This is a genomic window from Pseudomonas campi, from assembly GCF_013200955.2.
Lineage (GTDB): Bacteria > Pseudomonadota > Gammaproteobacteria > Pseudomonadales > Pseudomonadaceae > Aquipseudomonas > Aquipseudomonas campi.
The window spans coordinates 2,414,790-2,435,037 of sequence record NZ_CP053697.2 but is presented as its reverse complement, the minus strand read 5'-3'; the positions used below and the strand labels follow the sequence as shown (position 1 = coordinate 2,435,037).

The window sequence follows — 20,248 nt, the reverse complement described above, 5'->3', positions numbered from 1 at the left end:
GGAGCGTCCCATGAGCGTGTATGACGTGGTGGTGATCGGTGGCGGACCGGGCGGCTACAACGCCGCGATCAGGGCGGGGCAGTTGGGCTTGAAGGTCGCCTGTGTCGAGGGTCGAGAGACCCTGGGCGGCACCTGCCTGAATGTCGGCTGCATGCCATCGAAGGCATTACTGCACGCCTCCGAGCTCTACGAGTCAGCGATGGGCAGCGAATTTGCCAATCTTGGTATCGAGGTCAAGCCACAGCTCAATCTGACGCAGATGATGAAGCAGAAGGATGAGAGCGTGGCGGCCCTGACCAAGGGCGTCGAGTTCCTCTTTCGCAAGAACAAGGTCGACTGGATCAAGGGCTGGGGGCGGCTCGATGGGGCAGGGCGAGTGCTGGTCACGGCGGCGGACGGCAGTCAGAGCGAGTTGCAGGCCAAGGACATTGTCATTGCCACCGGCTCCGAGCCGACGCCGCTGCCTGGGGTGGCCATCGATAACCAGCGCATCCTGGACTCGACGGGCGCTTTGTCGCTGCCCGAGGTGCCCCAGCACCTGGTGGTAATCGGTGCGGGTGTTATCGGCCTGGAGCTGGGTTCGGTGTGGCGGCGTCTGGGCAGCCAGGTCACCGTCGTCGAATTTCTTGATCGAATTTGCCCGGGGCTGGATGAAGAAACGGGCAAGACCCTGCAGCGCTCACTCGCCAAGCAGGGGATGAGTTTCAAGCTCGGTTCGAAGGTGACTGCTGCAGTCGTCAAGGACGAGGGCGTTGAGTTGAGTATCGAACCTGCTGGCGGAGGCGCGGCGCAGTTGCTGCAGGCGGATTATGTGCTGGTCGCTATTGGTCGTCGTCCTTACACCCAGGGGCTGGGTTTGGAGACTGTGGGTATCCAGACCGATAAGCGTGGCATGCTCGAGAATCAGCGTCATCGCAGCAGCGCGCCTGGCGTCTGGGTGATAGGTGATGTGACCTCCGGGCTCATGCTCGCGCACAAAGCCGAGGACGAGGCGATTGCCTGCATCGAACAGATCGCGGGCAAGGCGGCTGAGGTCAACTACGGGGTCATTCCCAATGTCATCTATACCCGTCCCGAAGTGGCCTGTGTCGGCAAGACCGAAGAGCAGCTCAAGGCCGAAGGGCGCACCTATAAGGTCGGCAAGTTCCCGTTCACCGCCAATAGTCGGGCAAAGATTAATCATGAGACCGAGGGCTTCGTCAAAGTCCTGGCTGATGAGCAGAGCGATGAGATTCTCGGTGTACACATGGTTGGGCCAAGCGTTAGCGAGATGATCGGCGAATACTGCGTCGCCATGGAGTTCGCTGCCTCATCCGAAGACATTGCGTTGATCTGTCATCCGCATCCCACCAGATCCGAAGCGTTGCGCCAGGCGGCAATGGGGGTTGAAGGCTGGATAATGCAGGCCTGATCTGGCCATTTGGCTGAATTTGAAAATGATTAGCAGAAATGCGTTGACGGCGAAATCTGCGGGCCTATAATACGCACCTCTTCCGGCGCAGCCTGATCTGAAAACTCCTTAATAAACAAGAAGTTAGATGAAAATAAAGGTTGCGGCGGTGGCGGATTCGAGTAGAATGCGCCGGGCTGACAGGGCGGTGGTTTGGTCTTGTCGGTGCTTCGGTTCGAAAGAGCTGAAGAAGCTTAAAAGAGGTGGTTGACAGCGAGTTTGAACGCTGTAGAATTCGCCTCCCGCTGATGTGAAGCGAAAGCAGATCGGAAGCGCAAGCGGTTGAGAAGAAACGAAAAATTCTTCGAAACTGGTTGACAGAAAGAAAGGCTGCTGTAGGATGCGCGGCCTCGGTTGAGACGAAAGACTTAATCGAAACGCTCTTTAACAACTTGAATCAAGCAATTCGTGTGGGTGCTTGTGGAGTAAGACTGTTAGTCGCAAGATTATCAGCAACACAAGTAACTCTTCGTGAATTCAAAGAGTTTATTTGCGATTGCTGAGCCAAGTTTAGGGTTTTCTCAAAACCCAAGCAGTATTGAACTGAAGAGTTTGATCATGGCTCAGATTGAACGCTGGCGGCAGGCCTAACACATGCAAGTCGAGCGGTAGAGAGGTGCTTGCACCTCTTGAGAGCGGCGGACGGGTGAGTAATGCCTAGGAATCTGCCTAGTGGTGGGGGATAACGTTCGGAAACGGACGCTAATACCGCATACGTCCTACGGGAGAAAGCGGGGGATCTTCGGACCTCGCGCCATTAGATGAGCCTAGGTCGGATTAGCTAGTTGGTGAGGTAAAGGCTCACCAAGGCGACGATCCGTAACTGGTCTGAGAGGATGATCAGTCACACTGGAACTGAGACACGGTCCAGACTCCTACGGGAGGCAGCAGTGGGGAATATTGGACAATGGGCGAAAGCCTGATCCAGCCATGCCGCGTGTGTGAAGAAGGTCTTCGGATTGTAAAGCACTTTAAGTTGGGAGGAAGGGTAGTAACCTAATACGTTGCTACTTTGACGTTACCGACAGAATAAGCACCGGCTAACTTCGTGCCAGCAGCCGCGGTAATACGAAGGGTGCAAGCGTTAATCGGAATTACTGGGCGTAAAGCGCGCGTAGGTGGTTCAGCAAGTTGGATGTGAAAGCCCTGGGCTCAACCTGGGAACTGCATCCAAAACTACTGAGCTAGAGTACGGTAGAGGGTAGTGGAATTTCCTGTGTAGCGGTGAAATGCGTAGATATAGGAAGGAACACCAGTGGCGAAGGCGACTACCTGGACTGATACTGACACTGAGGTGCGAAAGCGTGGGGAGCAAACAGGATTAGATACCCTGGTAGTCCACGCCGTAAACGATGTCGACTAGCCGTTGGGATCCTTGAGATCTTAGTGGCGCAGCTAACGCATTAAGTCGACCGCCTGGGGAGTACGGCCGCAAGGTTAAAACTCAAATGAATTGACGGGGGCCCGCACAAGCGGTGGAGCATGTGGTTTAATTCGAAGCAACGCGAAGAACCTTACCTGGCCTTGACATGCTGAGAACTTTCTAGAGATAGATTGGTGCCTTCGGGAACTCAGACACAGGTGCTGCATGGCTGTCGTCAGCTCGTGTCGTGAGATGTTGGGTTAAGTCCCGTAACGAGCGCAACCCTTGTCCTTAGTTACCAGCACGTTATGGTGGGCACTCTAAGGAGACTGCCGGTGACAAACCGGAGGAAGGTGGGGATGACGTCAAGTCATCATGGCCCTTACGGCCAGGGCTACACACGTGCTACAATGGTCGGTACAAAGGGTTGCCAAGCCGCGAGGTGGAGCTAATCCCATAAAACCGATCGTAGTCCGGATCGCAGTCTGCAACTCGACTGCGTGAAGTCGGAATCGCTAGTAATCGTGAATCAGAATGTCACGGTGAATACGTTCCCGGGCCTTGTACACACCGCCCGTCACACCATGGGAGTGGGTTGCTCCAGAAGTAGCTAGTCTAACCGCAAGGGGGACGGTTACCACGGAGTGATTCATGACTGGGGTGAAGTCGTAACAAGGTAGCCGTAGGGGAACCTGCGGCTGGATCACCTCCTTAATCGAAGACTTCAGCTTCTTCATAAGTTCCCACACGAATTGCTTGATTCACTTGCGAAAAGCGATTGGGTTATTACCCGAGAGTAAGACGATTGGGTCTGTAGCTCAGTTGGTTAGAGCGCACCCCTGATAAGGGTGAGGTCGGCAGTTCGAATCTGCCCAGACCCACCAATTGTCAAGGGATGTGGCCAGTCCGTAAATGGGGCCATAGCTCAGCTGGGAGAGCGCCTGCCTTGCACGCAGGAGGTCAGGAGTTCGATCCTCCTTGGCTCCACCATTAACTCTTAAATCGCTGAAAGCACAGAATTGAATGCTTCTAGATGAGCATTGAATTCTGGTCTTTGCGCCAGAACTGTTCTTTAAAAATTTGGGTATGTGATAGAAGTAGACCGATGTGTTGCTTTCACTGGCAGCATGTCGCGTCAAGGTAAAATTTGCGTGTTCTCTATGCAAATTTTCGGCGAATGTCGTCTTCACGTTTGAGACAGTAACCAGATTGCTTGGGGTTATATGGTCAAGTGAAGAAGCGCATACGGTGGATGCCTTGGCAGTCAGAGGCGATGAAAGACGTGGTAGCCTGCGAAAAGCTTCGGGGAGTCGGCAAACAGACTTTGATCCGGAGATGTCTGAATGGGGGAACCCAGCCATCATAAGATGGTTATCTTGTACTGAATACATAGGTGCAAGAGGCGAACCAGGGGAACTGAAACATCTAAGTACCCTGAGGAAAAGAAATCAACCGAGATTCCCTTAGTAGTGGCGAGCGAACGGGGATTAGCCCTTAAGTGGCTTTGAGATTAGCGGAACGCTCTGGAAAGTGCGGCCATAGTGGGTGATAGCCCTGTACGCGAAAATCTCTTAGTCATGAAATCGAGTAGGACGGAGCACGAGAAACTTTGTCTGAATATGGGGGGACCATCCTCCAAGGCTAAATACTACTGACTGACCGATAGTGAACTAGTACCGTGAGGGAAAGGCGAAAAGAACCCCGGAGAGGGGAGTGAAATAGATCCTGAAACCGTATGCGTACAAGCAGTGGGAGCCCACTTTGTTGGGTGACTGCGTACCTTTTGTATAATGGGTCAGCGACTTATATTCAGTGGCAAGCTTAACCGAATAGGGGAGGCGTAGCGAAAGCGAGTCTTAATAGGGCGTTTAGTCGCTGGGTATAGACCCGAAACCGGGCGATCTATCCATGGGCAGGTTGAAGGTTGGGTAACACTAACTGGAGGACCGAACCGACTACCGTTGAAAAGTTAGCGGATGACCTGTGGATCGGAGTGAAAGGCTAATCAAGCTCGGAGATAGCTGGTTCTCCTCGAAAGCTATTTAGGTAGCGCCTCATGTATCACTGTAGGGGGTAGAGCACTGTTTCGGCTAGGGGGTCATCCCGACTTACCAAACCGATGCAAACTCCGAATACCTACAAGTGCCGAGCATGGGAGACACACGGCGGGTGCTAACGTCCGTCGTGAAAAGGGAAACAACCCAGACCGTCAGCTAAGGTCCCAAAGTTATGGTTAAGTGGGAAACGATGTGGGAAGGCTTAGACAGCTAGGAGGTTGGCTTAGAAGCAGCCACCCTTTAAAGAAAGCGTAATAGCTCACTAGTCGAGTCGGCCTGCGCGGAAGATGTAACGGGGCTCAAACCATACACCGAAGCTACGGGTATCACTTAGGTGATGCGGTAGAGGAGCGTTCTGTAAGCCTGTGAAGGTGAGTTGAGAAGCTTGCTGGAGGTATCAGAAGTGCGAATGCTGACATGAGTAACGACAATGCGAGTGAAAAACTCGCACGCCGAAAGACCAAGGTTTCCTGCGCAACGTTAATCGACGCAGGGTTAGTCGGTCCCTAAGGCGAGGCAGAAATGCGTAGTCGATGGGAAACAGGTTAATATTCCTGTACTTCTAGTTACTGCGATGGAGGGACGGAGAAGGCTAGGCCAGCTTGGCGTTGGTTGTCCAAGTTTAAGGTGGTAGGCAGAGTGCTTAGGTAAATCCGGGCGCTTAATGCTGAGAGCTGATGACGAGCGTTCTTTTAGAACGTGAAGTGGTTGATGCCATGCTTCCAGGAAAAGCTTCTAAGCTTCAGGTAACTAGGAACCGTACCCCAAACCGACACAGGTGGTTGGGTAGAGAATACCAAGGCGCTTGAGAGAACTCGGGTGAAGGAACTAGGCAAAATGGCACCGTAACTTCGGGAGAAGGTGCGCCGGTGAGGGTGAAGCATTTACTGCGTAAGCCCATGCCGGTCGAAGATACCAGGCCGCTGCGACTGTTTATTAAAAACACAGCACTCTGCAAACACGAAAGTGGACGTATAGGGTGTGACGCCTGCCCGGTGCCGGAAGGTTAATTGATGGGGTTAGCGCAAGCGAAGCTCTTGATCGAAGCCCCGGTAAACGGCGGCCGTAACTATAACGGTCCTAAGGTAGCGAAATTCCTTGTCGGGTAAGTTCCGACCTGCACGAATGGCGTAACGATGGCGGCGCTGTCTCCACCCGAGACTCAGTGAAATTGAAATCGCTGTGAAGATGCAGTGTATCCGCGGCTAGACGGAAAGACCCCGTGAACCTTTACTATAGCTTTGCACTGGACTTTGAATTTGCTTGTGTAGGATAGGTGGGAGGCTTTGAAGCGTGGACGCCAGTTCGCGTGGAGCCAATCTTGAAATACCACCCTGGCAACTTTGAGGTTCTAACTCTGGTCCGTTATCCGGATCGAGGACAGTGTATGGTGGGTAGTTTGACTGGGGCGGTCTCCTCCTAAAGAGTAACGGAGGAGTACGAAGGTGCGCTCAGACCGGTCGGAAATCGGTCGTAGAGTATAAAGGCAAAAGCGCGCTTGACTGCGAGACAGACACGTCGAGCAGGTACGAAAGTAGGTCTTAGTGATCCGGTGGTTCTGTATGGAAGGGCCATCGCTCAACGGATAAAAGGTACTCCGGGGATAACAGGCTGATACCGCCCAAGAGTTCATATCGACGGCGGTGTTTGGCACCTCGATGTCGGCTCATCACATCCTGGGGCTGAAGCCGGTCCCAAGGGTATGGCTGTTCGCCATTTAAAGTGGTACGCGAGCTGGGTTTAGAACGTCGTGAGACAGTTCGGTCCCTATCTGCCGTGGACGTTTGAGATTTGAGAGGGGCTGCTCCTAGTACGAGAGGACCGGAGTGGACGAACCTCTGGTGTTCCGGTTGTCACGCCAGTGGCATTGCCGGGTAGCTATGTTCGGAAAAGATAACCGCTGAAAGCATCTAAGCGGGAAACTTGCCTCAAGATGAGATCTCACTGGAGCCTTGAGCTCCCTAAAGGGCCGTCGAAGACTACGACGTTGATAGGTTGGGTGTGTAAGCGCTGTGAGGCGTTGAGCTAACCAATACTAATTGCCCGTGAGGCTTGACCATATAACACCCAAACAATTTGCTGTTTGTGTGGCTCGACAGAAGTCGACAAAGACCGAAAATTTGCCTGAACACGCATTACCACTGATATCACATACCCATTAGGGGAAACGACTAAACACCGAGTCCCCAACCGAATTGCTTGACGACCATAGAGCGTTGGAACCACCTGATCCCATCCCGAACTCAGTAGTGAAACGACGCATCGCCGATGGTAGTGTGGGGCTTCCCCATGTGAGAGTAGGTCATCGTCAAGCTCCTATCCCCAAACCCCCAATCCGTGCAAACGGGTTGGGGGTTTGGCTTTTGGCGCTAGAAAAGTTCTGGGCGCTGAGCGTGGCTTTTTTAGAGGCCGAGCAGGCGCCGTCTCTTGCCTTGTACCGCGATGGCTACCCAGGGTGCGAGCTCTTGTAAGCACAGAACTGAAGACATAAAAAAGCCACCCTAAGGTGGCTTTTCTCTTCGCAGGACCGATCAGTCGCCGCGGTATTCGCAGCCGCTGGTACAGGTTTCCTTGATACAGATGCGCGAGAGCTCTGGCAGAACTGGCTTGAGTTGTTGCCAGATCCACTTGGCGAGGTTTTCGCTGGTAGGGTTCTCCAGCCCAGGGATGTCGTTCAGGTAGTTGTGATCGAGCAGATCGTAGATCGGCTTGAAGATCGCCTTGATTTCGGAGAAGTCGCGAATCCAGCCGGTGTAAGGGTCTACCTCACCCTCGATGTAGATGGCCGCACGGAATGAATGACCATGCAGGCGACCGCATTTGTGACCTTCAGGCACGTGCGGAAGGCGGTGGGCGGACTCGAAAATGAATTCTTTGAACAGTTCCAATCTTTGATGCTCTATGCGGGGTGGCCGCGAGGGGCGGCCAAAGCTGCCTAATAGTTTAACAGCTTACCCAGTAGAGTCGCCTCAGTGCTTGGCGCGCAAACGCTGCAGCTCACTGTTCAGCCAGTCGGCCGAAGGCTGTTTCTTGCCCTGACAATCGACCTGATAGGGAGTGCCGCTGAAGCTGCTTTCGGTTGCCGCGCGAGCAATGAAGTCTTCCGCGGAGTCGACCAGGCCTTTGTCATTCAGATAGTCGAGTTTCTTCTGCAGATGGACACGAGCATCGGCGGGGGCGTGTTCGTTGCCGTTGCGAATGAAGGTGCAGCCACTGCTCTCGACAAAGCCAAGTAGCTCGGCGACTTCCTGTTGGCCCTGCGCGTTCAGGGCGGCCTCGGCATTGCCGAGAACAAGCAGGCAACTGCTAGCAAGTGCAATGTTTCTGAGATATTTCATGCGGGGCATTCCTTTGCGAAGCGCTGCTGCGCGTTAGAGCGGTTGTAGATGATCGGCGAGGCGACCGCTATCGGCCAGTTCGAGAAATTCGTCACCGAGGCGTTCGCTTTCGGCCATCGCCTGGCGCCAGTAACGCTCGCGACCGAGGTCATTGCCCAGGTAGCGTTTGAAGTCGCTACGATCCGGCAGCTTGCCGTGAGGCAGGCTGGCCAGGTAGTCGCGCGAGGGGGAGAGCAGCAGCACATCCTGCAGGCGCTGCGTGTCACCGCGGCGCCAGGGTAGTCCCTTGTCGAACCAGCCTGGCACAACTTTGTCGGTGAAGTGCGGATAGAGCACCACGCCGTCTCCGGCATAAGGCAGGTCGAGGTGATAGTCGAGCAGGCCGCCGTCACGGTAGGCGCCCGGCTCCAGCCCTGGAATTTCGCGAATGGCTTCCATCACCATGGGAATTGAGCCGGATGCCAGTAGTGCCTGGCGCAGGTTGCTGCTGTCGAGGGCATGGAAGTGCGAGCGAAAGTCCTCAAGTTTGGCCAGCGGTGGTGCCTGGCGGGCATCGTGGAGAATGACCCGGTCGAAATGGCGGGCCAAACGTTGGCGGGCGAGCAGATTGTTGCCAATCACCGAAGACAATCCCAGGCTGAGTTTGCCCCTGTGGTCATGGCGCAGCAGGCCGTGGCTCTTCACCACGACAATGTTCAGGCGGTAGAGCGGGTTGTTCAATACCGCAGCATCTTGCCCATCGAGCAGCTCGTCGAGCAGCCTGACGCAACTGCGCGAGACCTCGGCCATGCTCACACCTTTGGCGAAGCGCTGGCTGGTGTACAGCTCGCCGAGGCGACGAATGCCGGCGCTGGCGTCAGGCAGGCAGGCGCTGGCGAAGCGCCAGGAGCCAATCGAGGCGCCGATCAGTGTGCGTTCACGCGGAGCACGTGGCAGCCAGTCGCCAAACAGAGCCAGATCTAGCCCCTGAATCCCCAGACCTTTCGGCCCGCCAGCGGCGCCAGGCAGAATGGCGACATCGGCGGGTTGCAGGCCACGCTCACGGATACGCGCCAGGGCCCGCTTGCCGGCACGTAAACTGAGGGCGGGTGACTTGATATGGATGGCGCTCATACGGGTCTCCAACGGACAAGCGAGCGATTATAGTGGCCTGGGTCGCCAGGCCAAGCAGGTTCAGCGGGTGAATGATGCAGCCATCTTCCAGCCGATTCAGTTTGAGTTAAGTCGCCTTGGGTATCTTGGCTCTTGTAGCAAGCACATACCGCTAATCAAGGAGAATCACCATGAAGACACTGACCGCCCTGTTTACCACCGTTGCTCTTGTCACCTCCGCTGGCCTGGCTCAGGCCCGTGATCTGGGACCGGATGAGGCGCTCAAACTGCGTGATGCAGGTACCATTCAGTCCTTCGAAAAGCTCATTGCGGCAGCCATCGCCAAGCATCCGGGCGCGACGGTGGAAGACACCGAGCTGGAGCATGAGCACGGTCGCTATATCTATCAGGTCGAGTTGCGTGATGCACAGAGCCAGCAGTGGGATCTGGAGCTGGACGCCACCACCGGCCAGGTCCTGCAAGATCATCGGGATGACTAATGAAGTTCGTGGCACGTTATAGCGGCATCGTCGCCATGGTTCTCGCGGTACTGGCCCTTGAGGCTCAGGCTCGCGATCTGGGGCACGACGATGCGCTGCGCCTGCACCAGAAAGGCGTCATTCTTTCTCTTGAGCAACTGGTGCAAACGGCCCTGGATCGCTATCCGGGGTCACGTTTGCTGGAGGCCGAGCTGGAGGAGGAGGACGATGTGCTGGTCTATGAGGTCGAGCTGCTGAACACTGACGGCACGGTGCGCGAGCTGGAACTGGATGCCCGTGATGGGCGCATTCTTAAGGACGAGGTGGAGGACTGATGCGCCTGCTGCTGGTTGAAGACCATGTGCCACTGGCCGATGAACTGATCGCCGGCTTGGGCCGCCAAGGTTATGCGGTGGACTGGCTGGCCGATGGCCGTGACGCCGTTTACCAAGGCGCCAGTGAACCATATGACCTGATCATTCTGGATCTTGGGCTGCCGGGTAAACCCGGGCTTGAGGTGCTGCGCGAATGGCGCGCCGGTGGCCTTGCCACCCCGGTGCTGATTCTGACTGCGCGTGGCTCCTGGGCCGAACGCATCGACGGCCTCAAGGCCGGTGCCGATGATTACCTGACCAAGCCGTTTCATCCGGAAGAACTGGCCCTACGTATCCAGGCGCTGCTGCGTCGGGCCCATGGCCTGGCCAACCAGCCGCAACTGGAGGCTGCTGGGCTGCAACTGGATGAGGGCCGCCAATGCGTAACGCGCAATGGCCAGGAGATCGAGCTGACGGCCGCCGAGTTCCGCCTGTTGCGTTACTTCATGCTGCATCCGGGGCAGCTCCTGTCGAAAAGCCATCTGGCTGAGCACCTCTACGATGGCGAGACCGAGCGCGACTCCAATGTCCTCGAAGTGCATGTCAACCGCCTGCGCGGCAAGCTCGGGCGAGAGGTGATCGAGACTCGCCGTGGCCAGGGTTACCGCTTCAGCGGAGTGAGCGGGTGAAGTCGATTCAGCGTCGTCTTAGCCTCGGCCTGGCCGGGGCGTTGCTGCTGGTGGGGCTACTGCTGGCCCAAGCCAGCCTCTGGCTGTTCGATCACAGCTTGCGCAGCTATCTGGAGAGCGGCCTGCGCGATGAAGCCGAAGCCCTGCTGATTGCCATCGTGCGTGGCCCGCAGGGTGTGCAGCTGGATGAACGGCGGCTGACCTCGGCCTATCAACGGCCTTTCTCCGGATTGTACTTTCGCATCGACTTTGCCGAGCAGAGTTGGCGCTCGCGCTCCTTGTGGGATCGCCAGTTACCCCAGGTGCCGAGCGCCGGTTTGCAGGCGGCGCTGGGCGATGGGCCACACGGGCAGCAACTACTGGTCTGGCGCGGGGACTACCAGCGCTACGGCGAGCGCTTCACGATTGTCGTGGCCCAGGACTACACCCCAATCCTTCAGAGCTTTCGGCGTATCGAGTGGTTCGGCCTGGGCCTTGGCGGCGGCGCTTTGCTGCTGATTCTGTTGGCGCAACGTTACACCGTGCGCTCGGCGTTGCGCCCGCTGGAGCAGGTGCGCCAGCAGATCGTCCAGCTGCAGAATGGCCAGCGCAGCGAGCTGGATGCCAGCGTACCGGTCGAGCTTGCGCCCCTGGTGACCCAGGTCAACCACCTGCTGGCCCATACCGAAGACACGCTGCGGCGCTCGCGCAATGCCCTGGGCAATCTTGGCCATGCCTTGAAAACCCCATTGGCGGTGCTGGTCAGCCTGAGCAGTCGTGCAGAGCTGCAGAAGCAGCCAGAGCTGCAGAGTGGCTTGCGTGAACAGTTGACGCAGATCGAACAGCGCCTGGCGCGCGAGTTGGGGCGGGCTCGCCTGGCTGGCGACGTATTACCCGGTGCACATTTCGATTGTGCGCAGGAGTTGCCGGGGCTGCTGAGCACGTTGCAGATGATTCACCCGCAGGGCCTGCAGCTGGATTGGCAGGCGCCGCCGGGGCTGCGTCTGCCCTGGGATCGCGAAGACATGCTCGAACTGCTCGGCAATCTGCTGGACAACGCCTGCAAGTGGGCGCAGGCAAGGGTCGAATTGCGCGTTGCCAGTGATGCCGGTGGTTATAGGCTGGATATCGAGGACGACGGCCCCGGAATCGCCGAAGCGCTGCGCCGCGATGTGCTCGAACGAGGCGTGCGTCTCGATGAGCAGGTGAGTGGCCATGGCCTGGGGCTGGGCATAGTGCGCGATATCGTCGAGGCCTGGGGCGGCAGCATTGCCCTGCACGACAGTGCCCTCGGCGGCTTGCGCGTGGCGATTCATCTACCCGCGCGCGGCTTGTCTAAGTCAGGCGGATAAAAAAGCCCGGCATTTGCCGGGCTTGTTCATTATCGGGCTGGATTACATGCCGTTGGCGAATGCGGCAATGTTCAGATCGATCGATTCGCGCACCGGCTTCAGGGCCACGGCGTATTTGCCGAGGATATCCAGGGCGTAGTCGATGCGCTTGCGGATGCGCAGATCATCTTCGTTGGCCGCCGGGCCAGCGTTCAGCACGGCTTCCACCTGACGCACGATCAGGTGCTCGGGCAGCTAACCCAGGCGGCAGTTCTTGTAGCCGGAAGCGCGCAGCTCGCTGATTGGATAGGCACCACCGATACCCGAGGACACACCGACCAGCAGAGCCGGTTTGTGCGCCAGCTCGAACTTGCTGGCGTAGAGGAAGAAGTTCTTGATCGCCGGCGCCGCCATGCCGTTCCACTCCGGAGCGATCACCACCAGCGCGTCAGCCGCCAGCAGTTGCCGCTGATAAGCGTCCCAGGGGCCTTGATCATCACTCGGCCAGAGTGGCAGGGGCTGTTCGCCCAGGTCGATCACGCTGACGCTGGATGCACTGGCCAGATCCAGGTCGATCAGGCGTTGCTGGAGAAAGCGGGCAACCTTGGCGGATTGACTGTCGCGACGGCTGGAGCCGGCGACCAGGACGATATTCAACATGCGCAACTCTCATCAGGGAGGACAGGGCGCAGAGGCTAGCGAGCGCTCTGGGACGGGGCAAGGGGGATGACGCCAGGCGCACCGACGGAACGCGTCAGCCTGGCACCTTGACAGTGCCAGGCATGGCGCATCAGACGCGGAACTGGTCCATCAGGCCCTGTTGGTGGTTGGCCAGGCTGTTCAGCGACTGGCTGACCTGTGCCGATTCCTCGGCTTGGCCAGAGAGCGTTTCGGTGACATCACGGATGTTGGCCACGTTGCGATTGACCTCTTCGGCCACCGCGCTCTGTTCCTCTGCAGCACTGGCGATCTGCAGGTTCATGTCGTTGATCACGGTGACTGCTTCGCCGATGCTGCGCAGAGCGGTCACCGCCTGTTCGACCTGCTCGACGCTGCCCTGGGCCTGCTTGTGGCTACTGTGCATGGTGCTGACCACTTCGCGGGTGCCGCTCTGCAGCCCCTCGATGACCTGGCGGATTTCTTCCACCGAGTCCTGGGTGCGCTTGGCCAGATTGCGTACTTCGTCGGCGACCACCGCGAAGCCACGACCCGCCTCGCCGGCGCGGGCGGCTTCGATGGCGGCGTTGAGCGCGAGCAGGTTGGTTTGCTCGGCGATGGCGCGGATCACTTCCAGTACCGAGCCGATCTTCTCGCTGCTGCTGGCGAGGCCTTCGACCTCCTGCATGGCGGCACTCAGCTCGGCGGCCAGTTGTTCGATCGACAGCGTGGTACGGTCGATCACCGCCAGGCCTTCGCGGGTCGCCGCATCGGCGCCGCGTGCCGCATCGGCAGCCTGGGCGGCGTTGTTGGCCATGTCATGGGCGGTGGCGCTCATTTCCTGGGAAGCGGTGGCCACCTGGTCGACTTCGCGGAACTGCTGCTGCATGCCGGCGCTGGTCTGGCTGGCGATGGCTGCGGATTGGTCGGCGGTCTGGCGGGCATCCTGCACACTGCGTTTGACGTCAGCGATCACCGGTTGCAGCTTGTCGAGGAAGCGGTTGAACCAGCCGGCCAGGGTGCCCAACTCGTCGGCCTTGGCGTATTCCAGGCGACGGGTCAGGTCGCCTTCGCCGCTGGCGATGTTCTGCAGCATGGCGGCCACGTCGAGGATCGGCCGGGTTACGCCACGGGCAGTCAGCCACATCAGCAGTAGGCCGAGGAGGATGGCGACCAGGGCCAGCACCAGGGTCAGGGCGGTGTCACGGGTACGTTGCTGGTCAAGCTGGTCTTCCAGTTGCTGGGCTGGGCCGAGCAGGGTCGTCAGCGGCACTTCGAGCAGCACGGCCCAGGGCTTGGACTCCGGAATCGGTAGCAGCGGCTCGAGCACGCGCAGCATGCTGTCGTGCTCGATGAACTGCGATTGGCCGCTGCCTACCAGCGCCGTCAGTTCGCTGCCTTCCTCCGGATAGGCAGTTTCTGCGGGCTTGCCCAATACGCTCGCATTGGGGCTATGCCCGGCCAGCAGGCCACCCGGACTGAGGATGCTGACTTCGCCCTGGCCGTCATACAACTCCTGGCTGGCTTTGCCACTGAGGTCTTGCAGGCTTTCCAGGCTGATGTCGACCCCCATCACGCCAATGACCTTGTCGTTCTGGATCAGGGGGAAGGCGATGCTGGTCATCAGCACCTGCTTGCCGTTGATGTCGTCGTAATAAGGGTCGAGCACGCAGGCCTTGCGGGTGTCGCGTGGGCAGGTGTACCAGGCGTTGTAGGCCGTGCCGCTGGCGCCGGCAGTGGTGTCGTTGAGCTGTGCCTCGTCCATTGCCTCGGACTCCAGCTGGCCCGGCGTGCTTTGCGACCAGTACAGGGAGAAGCGGCCGCTGTCGTTGCTGCCCAGTTCTGCCTGGCCAGCAAAGAGTTCGTCCTTGCCATCGAGGCCGTTGCTTTCGAAGACCACATAGAGGCCGATCAGGTTGGGATTGGCATCCAGGGCGGTGCGTACCTGGCGGGTCAGGTCTTCACGCAGGTCGAAGGCATCGAGAAAGCGCTTTTCCGCCTGGTCCTTGAGGAACAGTACCTGGCGCGAGAACCCTTTGCCGTACTGGTAGGCATCCATGAAGTAGCGCTGAATGCGGATGCCCTGTAGCTCGCCGCGGGCGGCCATGCGCAGGCGGGCGGACTCTTCGAGCATGCTAGAGCTGGAGGCTTTGACCAGCTCGGCGCCTTGCTTGGATTGGTACAGCGAGGCACCGACCAGCAGCGTGACGATGGCCAGCAGGCAGAGGCCGGCGAGGAGGGTGATTTTCCACTGGATGGACAGACTACGGGACTGCATCGGCAGGGTCCTTATCAGTTCAGACTACAAGCCCTATATCGGTGCGCGCAGAGCAGACTTGATGCTTGCGCTGGCGAAATAGAGAGCTACATGAGCATTTAGGTGGAGCAGCTGAAACCCAAGGCAAGAATTATGCACAGTTTGCTCAGTATCCTGCACAACTTTAGTTTTGACAGAAGCTGACCGATCGGGCAGAGTGCTGCGCTTTTTTCTCGGGCTCTGGTGCTCGGTCTTTCTTGTCCTGATGGGAGTGAGTCATGAACGCAGTGGTTGCCGCAGTGGGCATCATGCTGGTCCTCAGCCTATGCCGCGTGCATGTGGTGGTGGCCCTGATCGTTGGGGCCCTGGCCGGTGGCCTGGTGGGTGGGCTGGGTATAGAGGGCTCGCTGGCGGCTTTCAACAAGGGTCTGGGCGGAGGCGCCACGGTAGCGCTGTCTTATGCCTTGCTGGGTGCGTTCGCGGTGGCGATTGCCAAGTCCGGTCTGGCTCATGCACTGGCTGACAAGGCCTTAGCTCTGGTCGGGCGCAATGAGGCGAAGGGCACCGGCACTGTCAAATGGCTGTTGATTGCCTTGTTGCTTGGCGTGGCGGTGTCATCGCAGAACATCCTGCCGATCCACATTGCCTTCATCCCGCTGCTGGTTCCGCCGCTGCTGTATGTACTGACCAAGTTGCAGATCGACCGCCGCCTGATCGCCTGCGTGATCACTTTCGGCCTGATCACTCCTTACATGTTCCTGCCGGTGGGTTTCGGCGGCATCTTCCTCAATGACATCCTGCTGGCCAACGTGGCCAAAGGTGGCGTGGACGTAGCAGGCCTCAATGTCTCTGAGGCCATGCTGATTCCGGCCATCGGCATGCTGGTGGGGCTGTTGATCGCGGTATTTTTCAGCTACCGCAAGAAGCGCGTTTACGACCTGGCGAAGATCGAGCAGGCCGAGCAGGTGCGCGCGGTGTACAACCCGCTGAGCCTGCTGGTAGCCGCAGTGGCCGTGGCTGCGGCCTTTTTCGTGCAGCTGTGGCTGGACTCGATGATTGTCGGCGCCCTGGTCGGCTTCGTGATTTTCTCGGTGTCCGGCGTGGTGCGCTGGAAGGAAGCGGACGACCTGTTTACCGAAGGCATGAAGATGATGGCCATGATCGGCTTCATCATGATTGCCGCCCAGGGTTTCGCCGAGGTGATCAACACCACGGGCGATGTGAAGACCCTGGTCGATGCCTCGACAGCCTGGATCGGCAACAGCAAGGCCATCGGCGCACTGCTGATGTTGCTGGTTGGCCTGCTGGTGACCATGGGTATCGGCTCGTCCTTCTCCACCGTACCGATCATCGCGGCGATCTTCGTGCCGCTGGGCGTGCAGCTGGGCTTCAGCCCGCTGGCCATCGTCAGCATCATCGGCACCGCCGGTGCGCTCGGTGATGCCGGCTCGCCGGCTTCCGACTCGACGCTCGGGCCAACTTCCGGCCTCAACGTCGACGGCCAGCACAACCACATCTGGGACAGCGTGGTGCCGACCTTCCTGCACTACAACCTGCCGCTGCTGGTCTTCGGTTGGACGGCGGCGATGGTGCTGTAACGGCAGAGAAATCATTGCTGGCTAGACGGTGCTGACCGACGGGGCGCATCGGCTATCGACGGGGTTGCCGATCAGTCGGCAGCCCCGTTTTGCATTTGACTAAAGAGCAGCGTGTGCTGGTCGAGGAGGTCAACCGTGCAGCAGATCGTCTTGAGTCTAGAACGCATGGGCTGCGCAGAGGCCTCGCACAGCCTGGTCGGGCTGGCTGCGCGAAATCGGCCTCACGATTCTCATTCCAGGCTTTCGTCTGGGGGGCTTTTGTAGCCCGGATGAAATCCGGGAGCCGACATTCCCCCGGATTTCATCCGGGCTACTTGCTGCATTTGCCGCAAAGAAAAACGCCGCGCTCCGGGAGGAAGGCGGCGTTTCTCTTAACTGAACAGCATTACGGCCTTGGCCGGGTTCTTCGTTGCGACTAACGCCTCACTGGGCGATGGCCACCAGACCGGCCTGTTGCACCAGCTCCAGCAGCGGCTGCGGGTAGACGCCGAGGAAGAAGGCGAGCAGGGCGACGAACAGCAGCATCATGCCGCCGGCACGTTGTGCCCAGTGCAGCTCCGCATCGTGGCGACGCAGGTTGGGCTCGACCATGAACAGGGTGACCATGACGCGCAGGTAGTAGAACACGCCAATCGCGCTACCCAGCACCAGGGCGCCGAGCAGCCACCATTGCTGCGATTGCACACCGGCGGCGACCACGTAGAACTTGCCGATAAAGCCGGCGGTCAGCGGGATGCCGGCCAGCGACAGCATCATCACGGTCAGCACGGCAGTTAGGTACGGGCGCCGCCAGAACAGGCCGCGGTACTCGTACAGGGCATCGGCATCGCGGCCGCTGTAGGGTGTCGACATCAGGGTGATCACGCCGAACGCACCGAGGCTGGTCAGCACGTAGGTGGCCAGGTACACGCCGACCGCTTCCACGGCCAGGCCCTTGCTGGCGATCAGCGCCACCAGCAGGTAGCCGAAGTGGGCGATGGAGGAATAACCGAGCAGACGCTTGAGGTTGTTCTGCAGCAGGGCCAGCAGGTTACCGAAGAGGATCGAGGCGATGGCGATGACCGTCAGCAGCTCGCTCAGCCAGCCGCCAGCGGTCACCGGCGAGATCTGATACAGGCGCAGCAACACGGCAAACACCGCCACCTTGCTGGCGGTGGCCAGGAAGGCGGCCACCGGCGCCGGCGCGCCTTCGTAGACGTCCGGGGTCCACAGGTGGAAGGGCACCAGCGACAGCTTGAAGGCCAGACCGATCAGCATCATGCCAAGGCCGATCTGCGCCAGCATGCTCGGCAGGCCGTCAGCAGCCAGCTTGGCGCCGATACCGGCGAAGCTCAGGCTGCCAGATTCGGCGTAGAGCAGGGCCATGCCGAACAGCAGGAAGGCCGAACCGGCGGCCGACAGCACCATGTACTTGATGCCGGCTTCCAGCGAGCGCTTGTTGAAGAAGGCGTAAGCGATCATGCCGTAGGTCGGCACCGACAGCAGTTCCAGGCCGATGAACAGGCCAGCCAGGTGCTGCGCGCTGACCAGTACCAGGCCGCCAGCGGCGGACAACAGCATCAGCAGATACAGCTCTTCGCGATTGCCCGGATAGCCCTTGCCCGATTCGCCACCCAGGTAGGCGTGGATCAGCGTCACGCAGGCCAAAGTCGAAGCCAGCACCAGGGCCATGTAGTAGCAGGCGAACTTGTCTACCAGCAGCAGTGGGGTGACCTCGATGGGCGTCACGCCCAGGGCCGGGATCAGCGACAGCAAGGCCAGGTTGAGGCCCAGCACCGAGAGGCCGAAGGTCATCGCATGGTTGCGTTTCCAGGCGATTGCCAGCATCACCAGCACCGCGGTGGCACTGGTGATCAGCAGCGGCAGCAGCGCGATGAAATGTTGAGTCGTCAGTTGCATAGCATGACTTTCCATTGAGCAGCTTACCGGGCCAAAACAGGTTGATTGAGAGCGCTACCCAGCCACTGCTGCACGCCTTGCATGCTGGCGGCCGAGGTGTCGAGCACCGGTTGCGGGTAGACGCCCAGCAGGATCAGCAGCACGGCTAGGCCCAGCACCATGCTCAGTTCGCGCGGTTTCAAGCCAGGCAGGGCGGTGTCCGCCTTGGCCGGGCCGAAGTAGGCGCGGTGAATCATGATCAGCGAGTAAACCGAGCCGAAGACCAGGCCGGTGGCGGCCAACACGGTGACCCACGGCGCGCTCTGGAAGCTGCCGACCAGGATCAGGAACTCGCCGACGAAGTTGCCGGTGCCCGGCAGGCCCAGTGCGGCGGCGGCAAAGAACAGGCTCACTGCTGGCAGCCAGGGCATGCGTGCCCAGATCCCGCCCATCTCGCGCATGTCACGGGTGTGCACACGCTCGTAGAGCTGGCCGCAGAGTATGAACAGCGCCGCGGCGGACAGGCCGTGGGCCATCATCTGCACCACCGCGCCCTGCAGGGCGATCTCACTGGCGGAGTAGATGGCAATCAGCACAAAACCCATGTGCGACACGCTGGAGAAGGCCACTAGGCGCTTGATGTCGGTCTGGGCGAACGACAGCAGGGCGCCGTAGATGATGGCGAACACGCCGAGCCACTGGGCGATCGGCGCGAACTCGGCCGAGGCATTGGGGAACAGCGGCAGGGCAAAGCGCATCAAGCCGTAGGCGGCGGTTTTCAGCAGGATACCGGCCAGGTCCACGGAACCGGCGGTCGGTGCCTGGGCGTGGGCGTCCGGCAGCCAGGAGTGGAACGGCACCACCGGGAACTTCACCGCGAAGGCGATGAAGAAGCCGAGCATCAGGATGTACTCGGTGCCGGCGGCCATCTTGGTCTTCAGCAGATCGGCGTAGTTGAAGGTGAGGACGCCGGTCTGGTCGAAATGCACGAATACCAGGCCGAGGATCGCCACCAGCATCACCAGGCCGCTGGCCTGGGTGAAGATGAAGAATTTGGTGGCGGCGTAGATCCGCGTCTTGCCGTCGCTGCCGCTGTGACCCCAGAGCGCGATGAGGAAGAACATCGGCACCAGCATCATTTCCCAGAAGAAGAAGAACAGGAACAGGTCGACGGCGAGGAACACGCCGACCACGCCGCCGAGGATCCACATCAGGTTGAGGTGGAAGAAGCCGACGCGGTTCTGGATCTCGTTCCACGAGCAGAGCACGGACAGTACGCCGAGCAGGCCGGTGAGGCTGATCATCAGCACCGACAGACCGTCCAGCGCCAGGTGCACGCTGATGCCGAGTCGTTCGATCCACTGCAGCTGGAATTCGGCAGCCCAGACCGGATCGGCGCCCGGTGCGGGAGCCAGGCTGAAGTCGCCGGTGGCCCACAGCCACAGGCCCAGGCCGAACAGCAGGCCCATGGTCAGCAGGGCGATCCAGCGCGGCAGGGTGTTGCCGAAACGCTCGAGCTGCCAGCACAGCAGGCCGCCGATAAAGGGGATCAGGATTAGCCAGGGCAGAATCATGACAAGAGAACCTATCCGTTAATAAATCATGGTTGCGTTGCTGCCCAAAAACACGCCAGGCAAGGCGCAGGACGCAGCCAATGGCATTCCCTTGGCAAGTCCTGCAACGCCGCATGGCGTGTTTTTGGGCGCAACCCGAAGGGACGGGGCCATTTTTCCGCAGGACTGCGTTACTCGTCGTTCATTTGGATG

Annotated in this window: 12 protein-coding genes, 2 tRNA genes, 3 rRNA genes and 1 pseudogene; 11 read left to right on the top strand and 7 right to left on the bottom strand. The window is 59.2% G+C overall.

The annotated features are described in order from the left end of the window. Nucleotides 1-10 precede the first annotated feature (10 nt). From lpdA to rrf, 6 genes are all read left to right on the top strand, one after another. The gene (gene lpdA / locus HNE05_RS11380; protein ID WP_173207080.1) at nucleotides 11-1,411 is read left to right on the top strand and encodes a dihydrolipoyl dehydrogenase; all 1,401 of its coding nucleotides are present in this window, start codon (nucleotides 11-13) and stop codon (nucleotides 1,409-1,411) included. A gap of 579 nt (nucleotides 1,412-1,990) precedes the next feature. Then, a 16S ribosomal RNA gene (locus HNE05_RS11375) occupies nucleotides 1,991-3,527 on the top strand. Nucleotides 3,528-3,620: 93 nt separating this feature from the next. Beyond that, a tRNA-Ile gene (locus HNE05_RS11370) sits at nucleotides 3,621-3,697 on the top strand. Between the two features lie 30 nt (nucleotides 3,698-3,727). Continuing rightward, a tRNA-Ala gene (locus HNE05_RS11365) sits at nucleotides 3,728-3,803 on the top strand. Nucleotides 3,804-4,038: 235 nt separating this feature from the next. Next, a 23S ribosomal RNA gene (locus HNE05_RS11360) occupies nucleotides 4,039-6,930 on the top strand. A gap of 138 nt (nucleotides 6,931-7,068) precedes the next feature. Then, nucleotides 7,069-7,184: ribosomal RNA gene (gene rrf / locus HNE05_RS11355) — 5S ribosomal RNA — on the top strand. The 16S, 23S and 5S rRNA genes sit together here with 2 tRNA genes alongside, the layout of an rRNA operon. 217 nt (nucleotides 7,185-7,401) lie before the next feature. On the opposite strand, the gene queD is transcribed toward rrf, so the two are convergent. The 3 genes from queD to HNE05_RS11340 form a co-directional block, all read right to left on the bottom strand. Beyond that, complete coding sequence (gene queD / locus HNE05_RS11350; protein WP_173207077.1) at nucleotides 7,402-7,758, bottom strand: 6-carboxytetrahydropterin synthase QueD; 357 nt, start codon at nucleotides 7,756-7,758, stop codon at nucleotides 7,402-7,404. 81 nt (nucleotides 7,759-7,839) lie between these two features. Next, nucleotides 7,840-8,208: a YfeK family protein gene (locus HNE05_RS11345; protein ID WP_240008750.1), complete on the bottom strand. Its 369-nt coding sequence runs from the start codon at nucleotides 8,206-8,208 to the stop codon at nucleotides 7,840-7,842. Between the two features lie 33 nt (nucleotides 8,209-8,241). Continuing rightward, complete coding sequence (locus HNE05_RS11340; RefSeq protein WP_173207073.1) at nucleotides 8,242-9,321, bottom strand: patatin-like phospholipase domain-containing protein; 1,080 nt, start codon at nucleotides 9,319-9,321, stop codon at nucleotides 8,242-8,244. A 170-nt stretch (nucleotides 9,322-9,491) separates the two neighbouring features. On the opposite strand from HNE05_RS11340, the gene HNE05_RS11335 reads away from it, so the two are divergent. Genes HNE05_RS11335 through HNE05_RS11320 form a run of 4 tightly spaced genes read left to right on the top strand, consistent with a single transcriptional unit; the run spans nucleotide 9,492 to nucleotide 12,113 of the window. Continuing rightward, nucleotides 9,492-9,800 (top strand): PepSY domain-containing protein, encoded by a 309-nt coding sequence (locus HNE05_RS11335; protein ID WP_173207071.1) that lies wholly within the window; start codon nucleotides 9,492-9,494, stop codon nucleotides 9,798-9,800. Continuing rightward, on the top strand, nucleotides 9,800-10,114 hold the full coding sequence (locus HNE05_RS11330; RefSeq protein ID WP_173207069.1) for a PepSY domain-containing protein: 315 nt from the start codon (nucleotides 9,800-9,802) through the stop codon (nucleotides 10,112-10,114). The genes HNE05_RS11335 and HNE05_RS11330 overlap by 1 nt, the downstream gene beginning before the upstream one ends. Beyond that, the gene (locus HNE05_RS11325; RefSeq protein WP_173207068.1) at nucleotides 10,114-10,782 is read left to right on the top strand and encodes a response regulator transcription factor; all 669 of its coding nucleotides are present in this window, start codon (nucleotides 10,114-10,116) and stop codon (nucleotides 10,780-10,782) included. The genes HNE05_RS11330 and HNE05_RS11325 overlap by 1 nt, the downstream gene beginning before the upstream one ends. Beyond that, nucleotides 10,779-12,113, top strand: a complete 1,335-nt coding sequence (locus HNE05_RS11320) for an ATP-binding protein (protein ID WP_173207066.1) — start codon at nucleotides 10,779-10,781, stop codon at nucleotides 12,111-12,113. Before HNE05_RS11325 ends, HNE05_RS11320 begins: the two co-directional genes overlap by 4 nt. A gap of 42 nt (nucleotides 12,114-12,155) precedes the next feature. Here the strand turns inward: HNE05_RS11320 and HNE05_RS11315 are convergent. Further along, a pseudogene (locus HNE05_RS11315) lies at nucleotides 12,156-12,752 on the bottom strand (NADPH-dependent FMN reductase). 130 nt (nucleotides 12,753-12,882) lie between these two features. Beyond that, complete coding sequence (locus HNE05_RS11310; protein ID WP_173207064.1) at nucleotides 12,883-15,027, bottom strand: methyl-accepting chemotaxis protein; 2,145 nt, start codon at nucleotides 15,025-15,027, stop codon at nucleotides 12,883-12,885. A 257-nt stretch (nucleotides 15,028-15,284) separates the two neighbouring features. Between HNE05_RS11310 and HNE05_RS11305 the strand changes: the two genes are divergently transcribed. Further along, nucleotides 15,285-16,604, top strand: a complete 1,320-nt coding sequence (locus HNE05_RS11305) for a Na+/H+ antiporter family protein (protein ID WP_173207061.1) — start codon at nucleotides 15,285-15,287, stop codon at nucleotides 16,602-16,604. Between the two features lie 423 nt (nucleotides 16,605-17,027). On the opposite strand, the gene nuoN is transcribed toward HNE05_RS11305, so the two are convergent. After that, nucleotides 17,028-18,503, bottom strand: a complete 1,476-nt coding sequence (gene nuoN, locus HNE05_RS11300; RefSeq protein ID WP_173207059.1) for an NADH-quinone oxidoreductase subunit NuoN — start codon at nucleotides 18,501-18,503, stop codon at nucleotides 17,028-17,030. Between the two features lie 23 nt (nucleotides 18,504-18,526). After that, nucleotides 18,527-20,056: an NADH-quinone oxidoreductase subunit M gene (gene nuoM / locus HNE05_RS11295; RefSeq protein WP_173207057.1), complete on the bottom strand. Its 1,530-nt coding sequence runs from the start codon at nucleotides 20,054-20,056 to the stop codon at nucleotides 18,527-18,529. Between the last annotated feature and the right edge of the window lie 192 nt (nucleotides 20,057-20,248).